Here is an 18,663-nt window from a genome sequence, read left to right as displayed (position 1 = left end):
GGCTGGATCAGGTGGTCAGCGACCGGGAGGAGTCCTCGGCCGGTTCCGACGTGGGGACGACGGCGGGCTGCTCGACTCCCGCGGCCTCAGCCGCGACGGTGCGGCGGCCGCCGCCGCCGAACAAGCGTCCGATCAGCGAGGGTCCGCCGCGACGGTGCGAATAGACGTCGATGCCGACCGCGATCAAAAGGACGAGGCCCTTGATGATCTGGACCTTGTCGCTGGTCACGCCGAGCAACTGGAGGCCGTTGTTGAGCACGGCGATGACCAGACCACCGACGATGGATCCCGCGACGGTTCCGATTCCGCCGGACACCGCGGCACCACCGATGAACACGGCCGCGATCGCGTCGAGCTCCCAGCCGAGGCCGTCCTGCGGGCCGGACGAGACCGAGCGAGCCACGGCGATCATCCCGGCCAGCGCGGCAAGCACCGACATGTTCATCATCACGAAGAAGTTGACGCGCTTGATCTTCACACCCGACAGCTCCGCCGCGTGCGCGTTGCCGCCGACCGCGTAGACGTGACGGCCGAAGATCGTGCTCCGGGTCACGAACGAGTACAGGATGATCAGCAGACCGAGGATGATTCCCGACACCGGGAAGGAGGTTCCCACCCGGCCGCCTCCGAACAGCAGCGTCGCGTAGATCACGACGGCGTCGAGCACGAGCACCTTGAACACGCTCACCCACAGCGGCACCCTCTCTGCACCCGTCTTGGCCTGGTTGCGACGCGTGCGCACCTCGAGGAGCGCGATCGCCACCGCGACCACCAGCCCCAACAGCAGGGTGGAGTTGTTGTAGCCGGTGTCCGGGCCCCACTCGGGGAGGAACCCGCCGCCGATGAACGTGAACTCGTCCGGAACCGGGATGGTGTTGGCGTTTCCGATCAGCTGGTTGAGGCCGCGGAAGATCAGCATGCCCGCCAGGGTCACGATGAACGCGGGCACGCCGACGTAGGCGACCCACCAGCCCTGCCAGGCACCGATGACCACGCCGACCAGGAGGCCGAGCAGGATGGCCATGGGCCAGGGCAGCTGCCAGTCGGTCATGGACTTGGCCACGATGATGCCCACGACGGCGGCGACCGATCCGACCGAGAGGTCGATGTGGCCGGCGATGATGACCATCACCATGCCGATCGCCAGAATGAGCACGTACGCGTTCTGGTTGACCAGGTTGATCAGGTTGACCGGGTCGAGGGTCTTGCCTTCGGTCATGATCTGGAACAGCAGGATGATGACCACGAGGGCACCGAGGATGCCGAACTGGCGCCCAGTGGACTGGCCTCCGCCGAACATCTTGCCGAGGTCGCGGATCCCTCCGGGACTCTTTGCGGCAGGTGTCTGTGTCGTCATTTTCTCGCTGCCTTCTTCTCGGCGGATGTCATGCTCTTGAGGAGCGTCTCGGGGGTGGCCTCCGCGATGGGAAGCTCGTTGGTGATCTGGCCCTCGAAGATCGTGTAGATGCGGTCCGAGATGCCGAGGAGTTCCGGCAGCTCCGAGGAGATGACGATGACGCCCTTCCCCTGGGCGGCCAGCTGCTGGATGATGCCGTAGATCTCGTACTTGGCGCCCACGTCGATACCACGCGTGGGCTCGTCGAGGATCAGGATGTCCGGATCGGTGAACATCCACTTGGCCAGCACGACTTTCTGCTGATTGCCACCGGAGAGAGTCGCAACGCCGCGGTCCACGTCCGGGCTCTTGATGCGGAGGCTCTTGCGGTACCCCTCGGCAACCGCGTACTCCTTGCGGTCGTCGACGACCCCGCGCTTCGCGATCTTCTTCAGCTTCGCCGCGACGATCGACTGCTTGATGTCGTCGAGGAGGTTCAGACCGAGCACCTTGCGGTCCTCGCTCACGTAGGCCAGACCGTTGTCGATCGCGTCGGACACGGTGCGCACGCGGATCTCACGGCCGTCTTTGTACATCTCGCCCGACACGTACGTGCCGTACGACCGGCCGAAGATGCTCATCGCGAGCTCGGTGCGACCCGCACCCATCAGTCCGGCGAAGCCGACGATCTCACCGCGCCGGACGGTGAAGCTGGAGTTCTTGACCACGAGCCTGTCGGGTATCTGCGGGTGCTCGACGACCCAATTGCGCACCTCGAACAGGACCTCTCCGATTTTCGGGGTGTACTCCGGGAACCGGCTCTCGAGGGTGCGTCCGACCATGCCCCGGATGATCCGGTCCTCGTCGACGCCATCGCCCTTGACGTTGAGCGTCTCGATGGAATGGCCGTCGCGGATGATTGTGATCTCATCCGCGGTCTGTTCGATCTCGTTGAGCTTGTGGCTGATGATGATCGAGCTGACACCCTTGTGCTTCAGCCCGACGATCAGGTCCAGGAGGTGGGCGGACTCCGCCTCGTTCAGCGCGGCGGTCGGCTCGTCGAGGATCAGGAGCTTGACGTCCTTGTTGAGCGCCTTGGCGATCTCCACGAGCTGCTGCTTGCCCACGCCGATGTTCTTGATCTGCGTGTCCGGGTCGTCGCTCAGGCCGACGCGCGCGAGAAGCTCCGTCGCACGGGACTTCGCCGCGTTCCAGTCGATCACGCCGCCGCGACCCGGCTCGTTGCCGAGGAAGATGTTCTCGGTGATCGAGAGCTCGGGGATCAGCGCCAGCTCCTGGTGGATGATCACGATGCCGCGCTGCTCCGAGGACTTGATGTCCTTGAAACGCATGACCTCACCCTGGTAGACGATGTCTCCGCTGTACGTTCCGTACGGGTACACCCCAGACAAGACCTTCATCAGGGTGGACTTGCCCGCGCCGTTCTCGCCACAGATCGCATGGATCTCGTTCGCGTGAACGGTGAGAGAGACATCCTCGAGCGCCTTCACGCCGGGAAACTCCTTGGTGATGGCGCGCATCTGCAGGATGACTGCGTTCGACGGCATCGTCGCTCCTTGGATCGTGTTCGGGCTGAATGCGGTATGCGTGATTGCGCCGGGTGAATGAACGCGGTTTCAATGTTACCGCCAAATATCGATGGTTACATATCCACTTCGAGACGGTCGGTAGCATTTGGCTCGCCGGTCGGTTAGAACGGCGGTTCGATCCGGCGGGAGTGGTCGCTCTACTCGTTGCCGGCGAGTGCGCCCTGGATGACCAGGGCAGCCGCACCGAGGGATTCCGCGCGGTCGCCGAGCGACGAGATGCGCACCTCGGTCGTCTCGGCGATCACGGGGATGGCGTTGTGCCGGATGCCGCGCCTGATCGGATCCAGAAGTGCGTCGCCGAGCCCCACCAGCGGTCCGCCGATGAGGACGAGCTCGGGATTGATGACGTTGGCGATGTTGCCGATCGCCTGGCCGATCGCGATGCCGGCGTCGCTCACCACGCGAAGGACGGCGGGGTCGCGGTCGCGTCCCCGCCGCAGGACGTCCGCCGTGCTGACCGGCGCGTTCGCCCCGTGGCCGAGCGTCTCGATCATCACGCTCGTCGACGCGATCGTCTCCAGGCAGCCCCGATTGCCGCAGCGGCAGATCACGCCCTGTTCGGTGACCGGGATGTGCCCGAGCTCGCCCGTGATCCCGAGGAAGCCGTAGTACGGCAACCCGTTGAGGATCAGCCCGGCGCCGATGCCCGTGCCGATCTTGACGAAGATCAGATTGCGCACCCCGCGATTCGCACCCCATGTCACCTCTGCGAGCGCGCCGAGGTTCGCGTCGTTGTCCACCACGACCGAGAACCGGAACGCGTCCTCGAGGTCGCGCAGGCGCACTCCGACCCATTCCGGGAGGATGGCCCCTGCAGTACGGTCCCGGTGCGGCGGTCGATCGGGCCGGGGATGCCGATCCCGACGGCGAGGACCGCCTGCCGGTCGTGCGCTCCAGCGGCGAGCATCCGATCGAGGAGCCCGGCGGCCTCCTTCGCGGCCTCGGAGACGTCGTAACCGAGCGGCAGCGGAACCTCCTCCTCGGCGATCACCTCGTAGCCGAGGGTGCAGAGCACGATTCGCACGTGCCGGCGCCCGAAATCGAAGCCGACGGCGATGTCGCCCGTGTCCGTCAGCTGCACCAGCAGCGCACGCCGGCCGCTGGAGGTCACCGGCGAGGTGGCCACGACGCCCTTCGACCTCATGTCGCGGACGATGTTCGAGACGGTGGCGGTGGACAGGCCCGTCCCGCGTGCCAGCTCAGCCTGGGTGGACGAGCCGTTGGTCAGCAGGAACTCGACGAGGCGCTCCTGGTTCAAGTGCCTGAGCGCGCCCTGAGACCCGGGGTTGCGTGCGCCACGCGGGGGAAGACCCGGAGCGGCGATCATAGCGATAAGAGTGAATCATCGCTGAGTTGTAGTCAAGTTGTGAACGTAACGGTTGTGCCACCGTCGCTTCGAGCACCATCGTTTCGGGTGCGTTCAGGGAGGGCCGCCCGTCGTTCACGCCCCCTGCCACAATGGACCCATGCCCATCCTGAACAAGGACATGCAGGTCTGCATCTCCCTCTCCGGCCGTCCCAGCAACCTCGGGACACGGTTCCACAACTTCCTCTACGACGAACTCGGGCTGAATTTCGTCTATAAGGCGTTCACGACCGACGACCTGGAGGGTGCGATTCGCGGCATCCGGGCGCTCGGTTTCCGCGGCTGCTCCGTGTCGATGCCGTTCAAAGAGGCGATCATCCCGCTCGTCGACAACCTGGAGTCGTCGGCTCTGGCGATCGAGTCCGTGAACACGGTCGTCAACGAGGACGGCCTGCTCACAGCGTCCAACACCGACTACGAAGCGGTGGCCCAGCTCCTCGACGAGCACGGAGTCGACCCGGCGTCCCGCGTGATCGTGCGCGGCTCGGGTGGCATGGCAAAGGCCGTCGTCGCGGCTTTCCGCGGTGCGGGCTTCGACGACCTGACCGTGCTCGCCCGCAATGACCGTGCCGGCTCTGCACTCGCCGACAAGTACGGCTACACGTGGACCGCGCGCGAGCCGGAGCCCAACTTCGACGTGATCGTGAACGTGACACCGCTCGGCATGCGCGGCGCGGAGGAGGACGCCCTCGCCTTCGACGAGGCGTTCGTGCAGCGCGCGTCGGTCGTGTTCGACGTGGTCGCCTTCCCGGCCGAGACACCGCTGATCGCGGCGGGTCGGTCGGCGGGCAAGCGGCTCATCACCGGTGCCTCGGTCGTCGCACTGCAGGCGGCGCGGCAGTTCGAGCGCTATACCGGTGTGGCTCTGACGCCCGAGCAGGTGGCCAGGGCATCGGAGTTCTCGCGCGCGGAGTGAGCGGCCGTTCCGTCGGCCTCCTTGACCCTGCCCCACGGGTCAGGGTTTACGCTGGCGGCGGAGCGGCGTGATCGCGCCGCCGTGGAGGTTCGTCAGATGCAGATCAGCGAACTGGCCGACCGGGCCGGTGTGACAGTGAAGGCCGTGCGCTACTACGAGCGCCTCGGGCTGCTGGCGCCGCAGCGGCTATCCAACGGATATCGGGACTACGACGACGGCCAGCTGCGTGCGGCGCGGGAGATCCGCGAACTCGCCGCCGTCGGCATCCCGCCCAGCAAAGCGGCGCCCTTCATCGCGTGCCTCGGATCGGGCCACGCCCGCAGCGACGAATGCCCTGCGGCCGTCGTCGCGTACGCCGACGGCATCGCCGAGCTGGACGCCGCGATCGCCGCACTCGAAGCACGCCGCGAGCAGCTCTCGCGCCGGCTCGCCTCCGCGGCGGTCGTGCCGCCGTCCCCCGACCAGGGCTCGGGCTGCACTGTGGTCGCCTCCCTTCTCCCGCGGTAAAAGTCCTACGAGTCCCCTTCGGTCCCCCGTCGACCGGCGGCGGTGTCATCCCTCGGGATGACCACGAGCCGACCATCGGCCGATGCCGGAGCATCCCATCCCGGCTTGACTGGGTGTCGTGGCCGAGGGGAAGGCCACGGAGGGAAACGAGATGACCACGCTGGAGCACCGCCACCAGGGGGAACTGACGCGAGTGCGGGGGGCACTCGCGTCAGCGGCGGAGAACACCTATCTCAGGCTGTTCGCCACAGTGGTCGTTCTCGCGGCCAGCGCCGCAGTCCTCGCCATCATGATCGGCTTCATGCTCGACATCGTCGTGCCGCTGATCTTCGGCGACGAACTGCGTGCGCTGGCTGCGCTCCTCCCCCACTAGCGCACGTCGTAGCCCTGTTCTCACGTGCCGCCGAGGCCTAGAGTCGCGGCATGTCTCTCGTGTTCTCGGCGATCGCCTCGCTCGACGGTTACACCGCCGACACCACCGGCTCCTTCGACTGGGCAGCGCCCGACGAGGAGGTCCACGCTGCCGTCAACGCCCGCGAGCGCGGCGTCTCCACCTACCTCTACGGCCGACGGATGTACGAGACCATGCGCGTCTGGAACGACATCGGCAAGGGCGACGAACCTACGGTGATACGCGAGTACGCGGACATCTGGCGTGCCGCCGACAAGGTCGTGTACTCGTCGACGGTGACCGGTGTGACGACCCCGCGCACTCGCGTCGAGTCGGTCTTCGATCCGGCAGCGGTGCGTGCTCTGGTCGACTCCGCGTCCGGCGATGTCTCCATCGGCGGCCCGACGCTGGCGGCGGAGGCCTTCCGCGCCGGGCTGGTCGACGAGGTCGCGCTTCTCCTCGTCCCCATCTCCGTCGGCGGTGGGACGCCGGCACTGCCGACCGACCTGATGCTGCAGCTGGAGCTGCGGGAGACGCACGCCTTCGCCTCCGGAGTGGTGCTGGTGCGCTACCGCGTCATCGCACCCGGAGCGTGACACTCGGCCGGTCCAGCGCGAGCTCGAGGTCGTGGAGGGTGACCCCATGCTCGGCGAGCAGGGCGACCGGGTAGAAGAACGCGTCGAGACCTGTGCCGGTGTCCGGGAGGTCGATGCCGTCGGCCTCGAACGGAAGCGGATGACCGGAGGTTCGAGTGACCAGGTCACCGTCGTCGCCGAGCTCGACGGAGACGGTGCGTGTCGGCGCACCGCGCTCGAGGAAAGCCCAGCTCATCGCCGGCAGCCGCACGTCGATGGTCGCGCGGTATACGTCGCGCCGCTCGCTGAGCATGCCGGCCGCCCAGCCCACCGCCTCGCTCGCGCCGTGCAGCAGCCTCCAGCCGTTCATCGCCGCGCTGAGGACCAGCAGCCCTGCCCCTTCGCCGAGGTGCGGGTTCTCGCACCACGAGAACTGCTCGTCGAGGATCTCCGCCTCCAGCTCGGTCGCGAGACCTCGCGCGGGTGCGGCGGGCAGGAAGATCCAGCTCCCGCTCGCGAACACGTCGATGAGCGAATCGCTCAGCACCGGGACATCCTCGGACACGCGAAGATTCTACGGCGTCGGGCGATCCAGTCGCTTGCGGAGGCGGCGGGCGAGCGCGACAGCGTCCGTCAGCTCACGCTCGTCTTTGATGCGCTCGCCTCACGGCACCGCCGGCGTGGCTCCAGGACAGCCTCCCGTCAATCCTGCTGACCGGTGGCGAGCCGATCCACGCGACGCAGCGACCGGTCGACGAGCGTGATCACCAGGAAGATCACGGCCGCACAGAGCATGAACCACGCCAGGTCGTGGAGGCCGTCGGTGGTCGCGGTCGTGTGGAAGAACGCGCCGGTCGCCGCCGAGGCGAGCATCGCCCCGAGATACATGAAAGTGCGCAGGAGGCCCGAAGTGGCGCCCATCCTCGCGGGGTCGGCCTGGTGGTAGAGCGTGTTCTGGATCGCCAGGTTCACGATGCCCTGCGGGACACCGACGACGACAGCGATGAGCAGGAGCGCCCAGAGCGCGGCCTCCGGCCCGACGAAGAGCAGCAGCACCGCAATCACGACCTGGCCGAGCGCCCCGACGATGAGCTTCCAGCGGATCTCCGGCCGGCGCCCGAACACGGAGGCGACGACGATGCCGACGCCGAACGTCGGCAACAGGACGAGGCCGGCGAGAACGAGACGATTCACGCACGAACCAGCCAGACTGCGCACGGCTGGCCTCGGGGAACACTTCTCGCCAACTGACCGCATCGATGGAACCCGAAACTGACCCGCAGCTTCGCGGAATCTATACGAACCCGCCTCGCGCGGGTTCCGTCTGCCCGACGTGCACCGCACCGGTCTCCGGGTATGAGTACTGCATAGCGTGCAACGCGCACCGCCGAAGCGGCGTCAGCCTTGCCGATTTTGTTGCACCCCTGAGCTGGGCGGTGAAACAGACGCACCCTTACGAGGACGTCTCATCGTATAAGAGGTCGCGCCGATAGGTAGGGGTGTGGCGTTGGCATAGGGCAGGCACGAGCCCTGTTAAACACGGTTTCGACCAAGATTCCGTCGTTGCCCAGGAGTGCTCGTGCCTGCTGTTCCATCTTCCATCATCGAGCCCATTTGGGCGCAGTTCGAAGCGTTGATCCCACCCGTCGTGGACGAGCACCCGTGGGGTGGCCACCGGCCGAGGATCCCGGACCGGATCGTGTTCGACAAGCTGATCCAGGTACTCGTCCTCGGTGCCGCGTACGAGAAAATCGCCGACCACACCTGCTCGGCCACCACGATCCGCCGCCGCCGCGACGAATGGATCACCGCGGGACTCTTCACCGAACTGGAACGGCTCTGCCTAAACGGGTACGAGAAGATGATCGGCCTGGATCTGGCGAACCTGTCCGTGGACGGGTGCATCGTGAAAGCACCCTGCGGAGGTGAGGCCGCGGGCAGATCCCCGGTAGACCGGGGAAAGCAGGGCACGAAACGCTCGGTCCTGGTCGATGGCGGCGGGATCCCGCTCGGCGTCGTCGCAGCGCCAGCGAACCGGCACGACTCGCCCCTGCTCGCCCCGACCCTGGAGAAGCTGGCCCGGTTCGGGTTCGACCTGCCCGAGCAGATCACCGTGCACCTGGACGCCGGCTACGACTCGGGCAAGACCCGCAACCTGCTAAGCAGCCTCGGCTGCGACTGGGTCATCAGCAAGAAGGGCACCCCGCTCCAGGCCGGCGCCCGCTGGGTCGTGGAACGCACGAACTCCTGGCACAACCGCGGCTTCAAGAAGCTCCACATCTGCACCGAACGCCGCGTCCGCGTGATCGACGCGTTCATCGCCCTCGCCAACGCCATCATCATCGTCCGCCGACTACTTCGCGAAGGATGGAAACGCCACCGCTGGCACGGCAGGAGCGCCCGACAACGGGACTATCTCAGTAACGGTGTTTCCGGCGGTTTTCATTTAGTAGGTCTCCGCGGCCGGCCAGCGGTCTGCGAAGGTGATGGCGAACGCGTTGAGAGCAGGTTTCCATCGCATCGTCCATCGGACTCGTCCCGCACCGGTCGGGTCGAGTGATCTGGTGACAAGATACAGGCACTTGAGCGCCGCCTGCTCTGTCGGGAAGTGTCCTCTGGCGCGCACCGCACGCCGGTATCGGGCGTTGAGGGACTCAATCGCGTTCGTCGAGCAGATCACCCGGCGAATCTCGATGTCGTAGTCCAGGAAGGGGATGAACTCCTCCCACGCGGACTCCCAGAGCCGGATAATCGCCGCGTATTTCTTGCCCCACTTCTGGTCGAGCTCTTCCAACGCGGCCCGAGCGGCGTTCGGGCTCGGAGCGGTATAGATCGGCTTCACATCGCGTTTGAGCGCATCCCAGTCCTTCTTCGACGCCAACCGGAACGTGTTCCGGATCAGGTGGATGATGCACGTCTGCACCGTCGTGAGTGGCCAGACGTTGCCGACAACCTCGGGCAACCCTTCAGACCATCGCAGACGAGGAAGAACGTGTCACGCACCCCACGATTCTTGATGTCGGTGAGGACACTCATCCAGAACTTCGCACCCTCACCGCCGGTCCCAGCCCAGAGTCCGAGGACGTCCTTCTCGCCAGCGAGGGTGACTCCGATCGCGGCATAGATCGGCCGGTTCGCGACCTGCCCGTCGCGGATCTTCACCACGATCGCATCGATGAAGATCGCCGCATAGACCTCCTCGAGCGGCCTGGCGGACCATTCGTTCATCTCGTCGATCACCTTGTCCGTGATCCTGGAGATCGTCTCCTTCGAGACCGAGGCACCATAGATCTGAGCGAAGTGCGCCGAGATCTCACCAGTGGTGAGCCCGTTCGCATACAACGACAGGACGATTTCCTCGACCCCGTTCAACCGACGTTGGCGCTTCTTCACGATCTTCGGCTCGAACGACCCATCGCGATCCCGCGGCACATCGATCGTGACCTGCCCGGTCGCTTCGGTCAGCACGGTCTTCGGCCGAGTCCCGTTGCGCACGTTTCCGCTCTCACGGTCGAGGTCAGCCCGGTTCTTCTCATGGCCGAGGTGCTCGGTCAGCTCCTCGTTCAGCGCGGTCTCGAGCACGTTCTTCGTGAACAGCTTCAGCAACCCGTCCGGGCCCGTCAGAGCCAGACCCTGCTCTTTGGCCAGCCGCACCAGCTCGGCCGCCGCAGCGGCCTCCGCGGAACGGTCATCATCATGGTGTTTCTTCGGACTCACAACATCCAGTGTCGTCGTCATCACGGCACCTTCCCCGCCACACATCACACGCAGCGCGTCAGGCCGGAAACACCGTTAAATCCACAGTCCCGACCTTCGAACTGGTGCCAGATCGGGTCAATGACGGATGATGGAACGGCGGGCACGGGGTGTCCTGGAAACCGACTGATTCTTCACAAAATCGTGGTTAACAGACCTCGTGCCCGTCATGACGCTAACGCGCCGCGACCAGCGCCTATCGGCGCGAACTCTAAAGCGGTTCCCCGACGTCGATCCTCCGAGATCACGGCTAATCGCCTGCGCTCACTCTTCACGGCTGCGATCGTCAACCACGCAGACTGTCTAGTTCCGGGCTGGAGCGATGGACGGGTCGCGGTAATGATGGTTCCCTCGACCAGCGGCCGGGAGGGCACTCATCCCCTTGGCGCATACCTCGATCTATTCGCGACGAATTTTCCTCGTCTGCACCCCGAGTTCCTAGGAGACCCAGACGAGGACCGCAACCTCCGCAGGCGTCTTGCCCCGGACAAGTGGCGGATCGCAATCCCAGAAGGTGCCGACATTACCCGGGCGCTGATTGTTGACGACAGTGGGTAACTGGTGGCCATGCTCAGTCCATCGCCGCCAATCTCAAGAGCGCAGGACTGGAGCAAGTGGGAGTTGTTACGTTCGCGAGGGTTCTGGATAGAGACTGGCGCCCAAATGCTGAATATATCCGCGAACATCGGCCGCCGGAGCCGTACGACGCGGCCGTTTGTCCCGTCCATGGCCTAAGGCATTAGCCCGGTGCGAACGCAAATTAGACCACCTCGGGGGTCGGGGGCTACTCGCGGATAACAGAGAGGGCCGCCCCGACACTCAGTCGGGACGACCCTCTCGTTCGTGCGCGAGGGGGGACTTGAACCCCCACGCCCTTGCGGGCACTGGCACCTGAAGCCAGCGCGTCTGCCAATTCCGCCACTCGCGCGAACCCAGGAAGACTAACACGACCGCGTCTCCGCCGACGAATCGACCGAAGGCGCCCAAACCATGAACTTCACCGGTTAGCCAGGCGTCCGGGGTGTCTTCCCGGGCGTTCCGACTAACATGCATGTAGCTGGCAAGCCGGGAGCGGGAGACTAGTGGGCATTCTGGACAACTTCGAGCGGGGGCTCGAGCGCGCGGTCAACGGCGCGTTCGCGAAGACCTTCCGGTCCGGGCTTCAGCCTGTCGAGCTCACAAGCGCCATCCGCAAAGAGATGGACACGAAGGCCGCCGTCGTCGCGCGCGACCGGGTCCTCGCCCCCAACCGCTTCGTGCTGCGCATGTCGACCGCCGACTACAAGCGCATGCGATCGATGGGCGACGCGCTCACCGACGAACTCGTCTCGTTCGCGCAGAAGCATGCGACCAGCCAGCACTACCAGTTCGCCGGCGGCCTCTCCGTCGAGCTGGTGGAAGACCAGGACATTAGCGTCGGGATGCTGCAGATCGACTCGGAGAACGTCAAGGGCGACGTCGCGTGGACTCCGGTGCTCGACATCGACGGACGCCACTACCCGCTCACCGGCGGTCGAACCGTGGTGGGCCGCGGCAGCGACGCCGACATCACCGTCGATGACACCGGCATCTCCCGCCGCCACGTCATGATCACCTGGGACGGCCACCGGGCACAGGTGGAGGACCTGGGATCCACGAATGGTTCGCAGCTGAACGGGCAGCCGGTGAAGAAGGCGATCCTCGAACCCGACTCGGTCGTCACCATCGGCCGCACCCGTATCGTCTTCCGGGTGCTCCCGCAGGCCGCCGCCCCGCGCTCCGGACAGGGTGACAACTTCTGGAGCACCTCGTGAACCCGAGCGAGCTCACGCTGCTGGTGCTGCGCTTCGGGTTCCTCCTGCTCCTCTGGCTCTTCGTCTTCGGAATCGTGTACGCGCTCCGCACCGATCTGTTCGGCCAGCGCGTGCGCAAGCTTCCCGAGTCCCCGGCGGCCCAGGCACCGGCATCGCCGTTTCCGGCCGCGGCCCCCGCGCGCGTGCCGGCCAGTGCAGCGGCGGCCGCAGCCGGGCCGACAGAACCGGTCATGAAGCATGCCCCGGTGTCCAGCCTCCCCGCCGGCGCGAACACCGCTGGCGGCGGCACGAACGCCAGCGTCCAGACCGCCCATCGGCTCGTCATCACGTCGGGGCCGCGTACCGGGACAGAACTCGCCCTCGCCCGCGATCCGATCACCATCGGACGCTCGAGCGAGTCGGGGCTCGTCATCCGGGACGACTACACCTCCACCCACCACGCGCGCCTGCTGCTCTGGAACGACGAGTGGATGATCCAGGACCTCGACTCCACCAACGGCACGTTCCTCGATGGCCGCCGCGTCACCGTCCCGACCCAGGTACCGCTCGACACCCCGATCAAGATCGGGACGACCACATTCGAGCTGCGACGGTAACCGGTGGCAGCGAACCGCGCAGCGGCCGTCTCCCACACTGGGAAGATCCGCTCGAACAACCAGGACTCCGGCTACGCCGGCCGTGAGCTGTTCGTGGTGGCCGACGGCATGGGCGGCCACGCCGGTGGAGACGTCGCCAGCGCTATCGCCGTCAACCGCATCCGGGAGGCCGACGGCGACTACGACACCGCCTCGGAAGCCGAGTTCGCGCTGCAGGCCGCCCTGATCGCGGCGAACTCCCTCCTCGCCGAGACGGTCTTCGAGCATCCGGAGCTCACTGGCATGGGCACCACCGTCAGCGCGCTCCTGCGCGTGGGCGACGAGGTAGCGATCGCCCATATCGGCGATTCCCGCATCTACCTCTTCCGGGAGGGCGAGCTGAGCCAGGTCTCGGTCGACCACACATTCGTCCAGCGACTGGTCGACAGCGGTCGGATCACCGAAGAGGAGGCGATGGTCCACCCGCGCCGTTCCGTCCTCATGCGCGTACTCGGCGACGTCGACGCCTCCCCGGAGATCGACACTCTCATCCTCGCGACCCGACCCGGCGACCGCTGGCTGATCTGCTCCGATGGGCTCAGCGGCGTCGTCAAGAACGACGACCTCCTCGCCGCCCTCTCGTCGAAGGACGCCCCCAAGCAGGTCGCAGACCGGCTGCTCAAGCAGAGCCTCGACGCGGACGCCCCCGACAACGTCACCATCGTGATCCTCGACATCGGCGACGTGAGCCGCGGCGACGTCGTCAAAGACCCGGTGACGGTCGGCTCGGCCGCCGCGCCGCTCGAGTTCGGCGAGCCGAAGCCCTCCACGCGCCCCGCCCGCCTCCCCACGCTGCGCCTCCACCCCGTGCGACCCGCGACCGGGCCGACCCACTTCGAGCCGGAGTCCGATGACTACCTCGACGAGCTGATCGAAGAGGACGAACGCAGAGTGCGGCGGCGGCGGCTCACCTGGATGATCGGGCTGGCGATTCTCGTCGTCGCGATCGTCCTCGCCGTTCTCCTCGGCTACCAGTGGACCCAGTCGCGATTCTTCGTCGGCGCCTCCCCGGCGGGCAAAGTCGCGATCTTCCAGGGGGTGCAGCAGAACCTCGGGCCGATCGTGCTCTCGCACGTGTACGAGGAGTCCGACGTGCCGGTCAGGAGTCTCCCGCAGTACGACAAGCAGCTCGTGCAGCAGACCATCAACGCCGACGACCTGGAGGCTGCCAGGGCGATAGTGGATCAGTTGAGCGATGCCGCCAAGTGACGTGAGGGAGCGCAAGCAGGCCAGGCCGGCCACCGGCCCGGTCAAGCGGCTGCGCCTGCCCGCGAAGCTGCGCAACCTGGAGCTGTTCCTGCTGATCATCGCGTGCGGCATCAATGCGGCCGCGGTCGTCCTGGTGCAGTTGGGCGCTCTCGGGCACGTCGACCTGACGCTCGTCTACCTCGGCGCCGGCCTGTCCGTCCTGGTGATCGGCATGCACATCGCCCTCCGGTTCGTCGCACCGCAGGCCGACCCGTTCCTCCTGCCGATCGCCACCGTGCTCACCGGAATCGGCATCGCGGAGATCTACCGCATCGACATCCACTACCAGGACTCGGGCTGGGACAGCGCCGGCGTCAAGCAGATCGTCTGGGCTGGGATCGCGATCGTGGGCGCCGTCGCCGTCGTGGTGATCATCCGCAACCACCGCGTGTTGCAGCGCTACACCTATATCTTCGGGCTGGCCGCGCTCGTGCTGCTGCTGCTGCCGATGCTCCCCGGCATCGGCCGCGAGATCTACGGCGCGCGCGTGTGGATCGGCATCGGCCCGTTCAGCTTCCAGCCCGGTGAGGTCGCCAAGCTGTGCCTCGCGGTCTTCTTCGCCGGCTACCTCGTGCAGGCGCGGGACTCTCTCTCCATGGTGGGCAAGAAGTTCCTGGGCATCCGGTTCCCGCGCGCCCGCGACCTCGGCCCGCTACTGATCGTGTGGCTGATGTCGATGGCTGTCATCGTCTTCCAGCGCGACCTGGGCACCGGGCTCCTCATCTTCGGGTTGTTCCTCGTAATGGTCTACGTCGCGACCTCCCGCATCAGCTGGGTGATCCTCGGTCTGCTGCTGATCGTCGGCGGCGCGGTCATCGCGAGCCAGCTCCTGGTCTATGTGCACGACCGGTTCGAGAACTGGCTCGACCCGTTTACGCAGAGGGTCTACGACGCACAGGGCGGCAGCTTCCAGCTGGTCCAAGGGCTCTTCGGCCTGGCCCACGGAGGCCTCATCGGCACCGGCCTCGGCCAAGGTCAGCCCTGGGTCACGCCGGTCTCGCAGAGCGACTACATCATCGCCAGTTTGGGCGAGGAACTCGGGCTGGCCGGCCTCTTCGCGATCTTCGCGCTGTATCTCGTCTTCGTGGCGCGCGGGCTGCGGATCGGCTTCGCCGGACAAGATGACTTCGGCAAGCTGCTCGCCGTCGGCCTCTCGTTCACGCTCGCGCTGCAGTGCTTCATCGTCATCGGAGGCGTTACGCGCGTCATCCCGCTCACGGGCCTGACGACACCGTTCCTCGCGGCCGGAGGCTCGTCGCTGGTGGCGAACTGGATCATCGTCGCGCTCCTCCTCCGCCTCTCCGACACGGTCCGCAATCAACCCCGTCTGGTGGTGAGCTGAGCGATGAATCGCGAGATCAAGAGGGTGAGCACGATCGTGCTCGCCATGTTCGTGGCCCTGCTGGTGTCGACCTCGATCCTCCAGGTCGTGCAGGCGGACAGCCTGGCAGCTGACGCGCGCAACACGCGGGCCCGCAATGACAGCTACGCCGCTCAGCGGGGCGCCATCCTGGTGGCCGGGCAGCCGATCGCCCAGTCCGTCCCCTCCAGCGATGTCTACAAGTGGCAGCGGGTCTACAGCAACGGGCCGCTGTACTCCGCCATCACCGGCTTCTATCCGGTCAACGGCGAGGCGACGGGCCTGGAGGGCGCGCTCGACGACAAGCTCGCGGGAACCTCCAACTCGCAGTTCTTCGACCGCATCAACGCGATCCTCACCGGCAAGAACCCGCAGGGCGCCAGTGTGGAGACCACGATCGACCCGAAGGCGCAGCAAGCGGCGTGGGATGCGCTCGGCGACTACCAGGGAGCCGTGGTGCTCCTCGAGCCGAAGACCGGCAGGATCCTCGCGATGGTGTCCAAGCCGACCTACGACCCGAACGTGCTGGCGTCCCACGACACCGCAGCCGTCAACGCGACCTATCAGCAGCTGGTCGACGCATCGGGGAGCCCCCTCACCAACCGCACCATCGGCGGCAACCTCAACCCGCCCGGGTCGACGTTCAAACCCGTGATGAGCGCTGCGGCCTTCGGAACGGGCGACTACACGAAGGACAGCCAGCTCCCGAACCCGGCGTCGCTGCCGCTGCCCGGCTCCCCGACCATCGTGAAGAACGACTCGCTCACCACGTGCGGCCCCGGCGAGACCGTCTCGATCGCGACGGCTCAGATCCTCTCCTGCAACATCCCGTTCGCCGAGCTCGGGATGCAGCTCAAGCCGCAGGTGATCAAAGACCAAGCCGACAAATTCGGCTTCAACCAGTCGCTGGACATCCCGATCCCCGTCGAGAAGAGCTTCTACCCGCTCTACACCGACACGGCGGAGCGGGCTCTGGGATCCTTCGGTCAGAAAGACGACCGCGCGACTCCACTGCAGATGGCCATGGTGTCGGCGGCCGTTGCCAATGGCGGCAAGCTCATGACGCCGAACCTCGTCGACGCGATCCGGTCGTCGAATCTGCAGACCATCGAGAGCTTCACGCCCACGCAGTTCTCGCAGCCGATGAGCCAGCAGAACGCCGACACCATCAAGCAGATGATGGTCGACGGCGTCGATCACGGCGTGGCGAGCAATGCAAGAATAGACGGGGTTCAGGTCGGCGGTAAGACGGGGACGGCGCAGAATGGGGAGAACGACCCCTACACGCTGTGGTTCACGGGGTTCGCGCCGGCCAACGATCCCCAGTTCGCTGTAGCGGTTGTCGTTGAAAATGGCGGTGGACGCGGTCAGAACGGCACGGGTAACTCCATCGCCGCTCCGATCGCGAAGAAAGTACTTGAGGCGGTGCTGAATAAATGAGACCCACAGCAGGGCTCACCTTCGGAGGACGTTACGAGCTGCAGTCGCGCATCGCGATCGGCGGCATGGGCGAGGTCTGGCAGGCGACGGACCTGGTCATCGGACGCACCGTCGCGATCAAGATCCTCAAGGACGAATACCTGGGCGATCCCGGCTTCCTCGAGCGGTTCCGCGCCGAGGCCCGCCACGCCGCGCTCGTCAACCACGAAGGCATCGCGAACGTCTACGACTACGGCGAGGAGGAGGGCAGCGCCTTCCTCGTGATGGAGCTCGTGCCCGGCGAGGCGCTCTCCACCGTCCTGGAGCGTGAGCACGTACTCAGCAGCGACCGCACCCTCGACATCGTCGCGCAGACCGCCGCCGCACTGCACTCCGCGCATGCGGCCGGCCTCGTCCACCGCGACATCAAGCCGGGCAACCTCCTGATCACGCCCGACGGCCGCGTCAAGATCACCGACTTCGGAATCGCCCGCATCGCCGACCAGGTCCCGCTCACCGCCACGGGCCAGGTCATGGGCACCGTGCAGTACCTGTCGCCCGAGCAGGCGTCGGGGCATCCGGCGTCGCCGACGACCGACATCTACTCGCTCGGCATCGTCGCCTACGAGTGCCTCGCCGGCCGTCGGCCCTTCACCGGCGAGTCGCAGGTCGCCATCGCGATGGCGCAGATCAACGAGGCTCCGCCGGAGCTGCCCGCCACAGTCGCGGAGCCGGTGCGCAATCTGGTCTTCGCCTGCATCGCGAAGAACCCGGCCGACCGACCGGCGTCGGCTGCGCACCTGGCGCGCGCCGCCCAGTCGCTTCGCCGTGGCGACATCCGCGCGGCTGCCGCCTCCGTGCCTGCCGTGCTCGGGGTCGCCGCGGCCGCCGACGCGGCCACCGTCCTGATGACGTCGCCGAATGTCGCTCCCACCCAGGCAACCACGGTGCTGCCGGCCGCCGCAGCCGGGCAGGCCGTAGACGAGGAGATCACGGAGGAGCCGGTCGAGGAGAAGAAGCGCAGCCCGTGGACGTGGCCGCTGATCGCCCTCATCGCCCTCCTCGCCCTCGTTCTCATCGGCACGATCATCGCACTGCTCGCGCAGCCCAAGACCCCGGAGCCGACCACCACCACGGTGTCGCACAGTCCGTCGGAAACGCCTACGCCTACGCCAACACCGACGCCGACCAGCACGACGGTCCAGATCTCCGAGGGCGACTATCTCGGTCTCACGGCAGACCAGGCTCGCCAGAAGCTGCAGGCGGCCGGGATGGTCGCCGATGTCGAGACCGGCTCGGCTGCGTCGACCGGCGGCGAGGTCAACACCGTCTACTCGGTCAACCCGACCGGCCCGGTTCAGAAGGGCTCGACGATCACGGTCAAGGTCTACGGCCCGGTGACCCCCATACCGACGCCCTCCGACACCGTGTCGGCCAACCCGCCATCCGGCCAGGGGGAGGCCAATTCACAGATCACGGTATCCTTCGGCTCGGCGACCTGCCCAGCTGGACAGAACCTCACCGGGCGACGCCTGTTCGTGAATGGCCAGCCGCAGGCTCCCGTGAACGACTCCAAGTTCACCTGGTCCCCGACCACGGCTGGCGACTACACACTCAGCTACTCGATCTTCTGCAACCAGGGCGAGTCGGTCGAGTCGGCGCAGTCACCCACTTCGCCGTACACCGTCGCGCCGTCCGGCGGCCCGACTTCGCCCGCCACTCCCTGATTCCCGCGCTGCTGGATGGCCGTC

General features: G+C 66.5%; 14 protein-coding genes, 1 tRNA gene and 3 pseudogenes. 11 read left to right on the top strand and 7 right to left on the bottom strand.

Translation table 11 applies throughout. The features are described 5' to 3' along the window. Positions 1 to 7: 7 nt before the first annotated feature. The 3 genes and pseudogenes from mmsB to ACPPVW_RS07545 form a co-directional block, all read right to left on the bottom strand. Positions 8 to 1,357, bottom strand: coding sequence for a multiple monosaccharide ABC transporter permease (gene mmsB / locus ACPPVW_RS07555; protein WP_426625884.1), 1,350 nt, complete (start codon positions 1,355 to 1,357; stop codon positions 8 to 10). Further along, on the bottom strand, positions 1,354 to 2,904 hold the full coding sequence (mmsA, locus tag ACPPVW_RS07550; RefSeq protein WP_426625883.1) for a multiple monosaccharide ABC transporter ATP-binding protein: 1,551 nt from the start codon (positions 2,902 to 2,904) through the stop codon (positions 1,354 to 1,356). Before mmsA ends, mmsB begins: the two co-directional genes overlap by 4 nt. 179 nt (positions 2,905 to 3,083) lie before the next feature. Continuing rightward, positions 3,084 to 4,273: pseudogene (locus ACPPVW_RS07545) on the bottom strand (ROK family transcriptional regulator). Between the two features lie 139 nt (positions 4,274 to 4,412). Here ACPPVW_RS07545 and ACPPVW_RS07540 point away from each other — a divergent pair. The 4 genes from ACPPVW_RS07540 to ACPPVW_RS07525 all read left to right on the top strand — a co-directional run bounded on the left by ACPPVW_RS07540 (position 4,413) and on the right by ACPPVW_RS07525 (position 6,722). Continuing rightward, entirely contained in the window at positions 4,413 to 5,228 is an 816-nt protein-coding gene (locus ACPPVW_RS07540) for a shikimate 5-dehydrogenase (protein WP_426625882.1), read from the top strand. Between the two features lie 96 nt (positions 5,229 to 5,324). Then, complete coding sequence (locus tag ACPPVW_RS07535; protein ID WP_426625881.1) at positions 5,325 to 5,735, top strand: MerR family DNA-binding transcriptional regulator; 411 nt, start codon at positions 5,325 to 5,327, stop codon at positions 5,733 to 5,735. A 118-nt stretch (positions 5,736 to 5,853) separates the two neighbouring features. After that, entirely contained in the window at positions 5,854 to 6,108 is a 255-nt protein-coding gene (locus ACPPVW_RS07530; RefSeq protein ID WP_426625880.1) for a hypothetical protein, read from the top strand. 50 nt (positions 6,109 to 6,158) lie between these two features. Then, a complete protein-coding gene (locus ACPPVW_RS07525; RefSeq protein WP_426625879.1) occupies positions 6,159 to 6,722 on the top strand; it encodes a dihydrofolate reductase family protein in 564 nt (187 codons plus the stop codon). On the opposite strand, the gene ACPPVW_RS07520 is transcribed toward ACPPVW_RS07525, so the two are convergent. Continuing rightward, entirely contained in the window at positions 6,703 to 7,266 is a 564-nt protein-coding gene (locus ACPPVW_RS07520) for a hypothetical protein (protein WP_426625878.1), read from the bottom strand. The two genes, ACPPVW_RS07525 and ACPPVW_RS07520, sit on opposite strands and share 20 nt — an antisense overlap. A gap of 137 nt (positions 7,267 to 7,403) precedes the next feature. After that, positions 7,404 to 7,895 (bottom strand): MFS transporter, encoded by a 492-nt coding sequence (locus ACPPVW_RS07515; protein WP_426625877.1) that lies wholly within the window; start codon positions 7,893 to 7,895, stop codon positions 7,404 to 7,406. Between the two features lie 385 nt (positions 7,896 to 8,280). On the opposite strand from ACPPVW_RS07515, the pseudogene ACPPVW_RS07510 reads away from it, so the two are divergent. Further along, positions 8,281 to 9,108 (top strand): annotated as a pseudogene (locus ACPPVW_RS07510) (IS5 family transposase); the annotation flags it as partial. A gap of 39 nt (positions 9,109 to 9,147) precedes the next feature. Here the strand turns inward: ACPPVW_RS07510 and ACPPVW_RS07505 are convergent. Both ACPPVW_RS07505 and ACPPVW_RS07500 read right to left on the bottom strand, forming a co-directional pair. Next, positions 9,148 to 10,439: pseudogene (locus tag ACPPVW_RS07505) on the bottom strand (IS256 family transposase). A gap of 862 nt (positions 10,440 to 11,301) precedes the next feature. Further along, positions 11,302 to 11,385, bottom strand: a tRNA-Leu gene (locus tag ACPPVW_RS07500). A gap of 154 nt (positions 11,386 to 11,539) precedes the next feature. On the opposite strand from ACPPVW_RS07500, the gene ACPPVW_RS07495 reads away from it, so the two are divergent. The 6 genes from ACPPVW_RS07495 to ACPPVW_RS07470 are packed head-to-tail and all read left to right on the top strand — an operon-like array spanning position 11,540 to position 18,639. Then, entirely contained in the window at positions 11,540 to 12,250 is a 711-nt protein-coding gene (locus ACPPVW_RS07495; RefSeq protein WP_426625876.1) for an FhaA domain-containing protein, read from the top strand. Next, entirely contained in the window at positions 12,247 to 12,846 is a 600-nt protein-coding gene (locus ACPPVW_RS07490; protein ID WP_426625875.1) for an FHA domain-containing protein FhaB/FipA, read from the top strand. The genes ACPPVW_RS07495 and ACPPVW_RS07490 overlap by 4 nt, the downstream gene beginning before the upstream one ends. A 3-nt stretch (positions 12,847 to 12,849) precedes the next feature. Then, positions 12,850 to 14,094: a PP2C family protein-serine/threonine phosphatase gene (locus tag ACPPVW_RS07485; RefSeq protein ID WP_426625874.1), complete on the top strand. Its 1,245-nt coding sequence runs from the start codon at positions 12,850 to 12,852 to the stop codon at positions 14,092 to 14,094. Then, positions 14,081 to 15,475, top strand: coding sequence for an FtsW/RodA/SpoVE family cell cycle protein (locus ACPPVW_RS07480; protein WP_426625873.1), 1,395 nt, complete (start codon positions 14,081 to 14,083; stop codon positions 15,473 to 15,475). The genes ACPPVW_RS07485 and ACPPVW_RS07480 overlap by 14 nt, the downstream gene beginning before the upstream one ends. Positions 15,476 to 15,478: 3 nt before the next feature. Further along, positions 15,479 to 16,933 (top strand): peptidoglycan D,D-transpeptidase FtsI family protein, encoded by a 1,455-nt coding sequence (locus ACPPVW_RS07475; RefSeq protein WP_426625872.1) that lies wholly within the window; start codon positions 15,479 to 15,481, stop codon positions 16,931 to 16,933. Further along, the gene (locus ACPPVW_RS07470; protein ID WP_426625871.1) at positions 16,930 to 18,639 is read left to right on the top strand and encodes a protein kinase domain-containing protein; all 1,710 of its coding nucleotides are present in this window, start codon (positions 16,930 to 16,932) and stop codon (positions 18,637 to 18,639) included. The genes ACPPVW_RS07475 and ACPPVW_RS07470 overlap by 4 nt, the downstream gene beginning before the upstream one ends. Positions 18,640 to 18,663 lie beyond the last annotated feature (24 nt).

Source organism: Leifsonia sp. McL0607 (assembly GCF_049993355.1).
Taxonomy (GTDB): Bacteria; Actinomycetota; Actinomycetes; order Actinomycetales; family Microbacteriaceae; genus Leifsonia.
This window is presented reverse-complemented; position numbering and strand designations above follow the sequence as displayed.

Bases quoted from the DNA above. Each gene is read 5' to 3' on its own strand.
- ACPPVW_RS07475 (WP_426625872.1), top strand. From the start codon at position 15,479: ATGAATCGCGAGATCAAGAGGGTGAGCACGATCGTGCTCGCCATGTTC.
- ACPPVW_RS07540 (WP_426625882.1), top strand. From the start codon at position 4,413: ATGCCCATCCTGAACAAGGACATGCAGGTCTGCATCTCCCTCTCCGGC.
- ACPPVW_RS07525 (WP_426625879.1), top strand. From the start codon at position 6,159: ATGTCTCTCGTGTTCTCGGCGATCGCCTCGCTCGACGGTTACACCGCC.
- mmsB (WP_426625884.1), bottom strand. From the start codon at position 1,357: ATGACGACACAGACACCTGCCGCAAAGAGTCCCGGAGGGATCCGCGAC.
- ACPPVW_RS07535 (WP_426625881.1), top strand. From the start codon at position 5,325: ATGCAGATCAGCGAACTGGCCGACCGGGCCGGTGTGACAGTGAAGGCC.
- ACPPVW_RS07480 (WP_426625873.1), top strand. From the start codon at position 14,081: ATGCCGCCAAGTGACGTGAGGGAGCGCAAGCAGGCCAGGCCGGCCACC.
- ACPPVW_RS07470 (WP_426625871.1), top strand. From the start codon at position 16,930: ATGAGACCCACAGCAGGGCTCACCTTCGGAGGACGTTACGAGCTGCAG.
- mmsA (WP_426625883.1), bottom strand. From the start codon at position 2,904: ATGCCGTCGAACGCAGTCATCCTGCAGATGCGCGCCATCACCAAGGAG.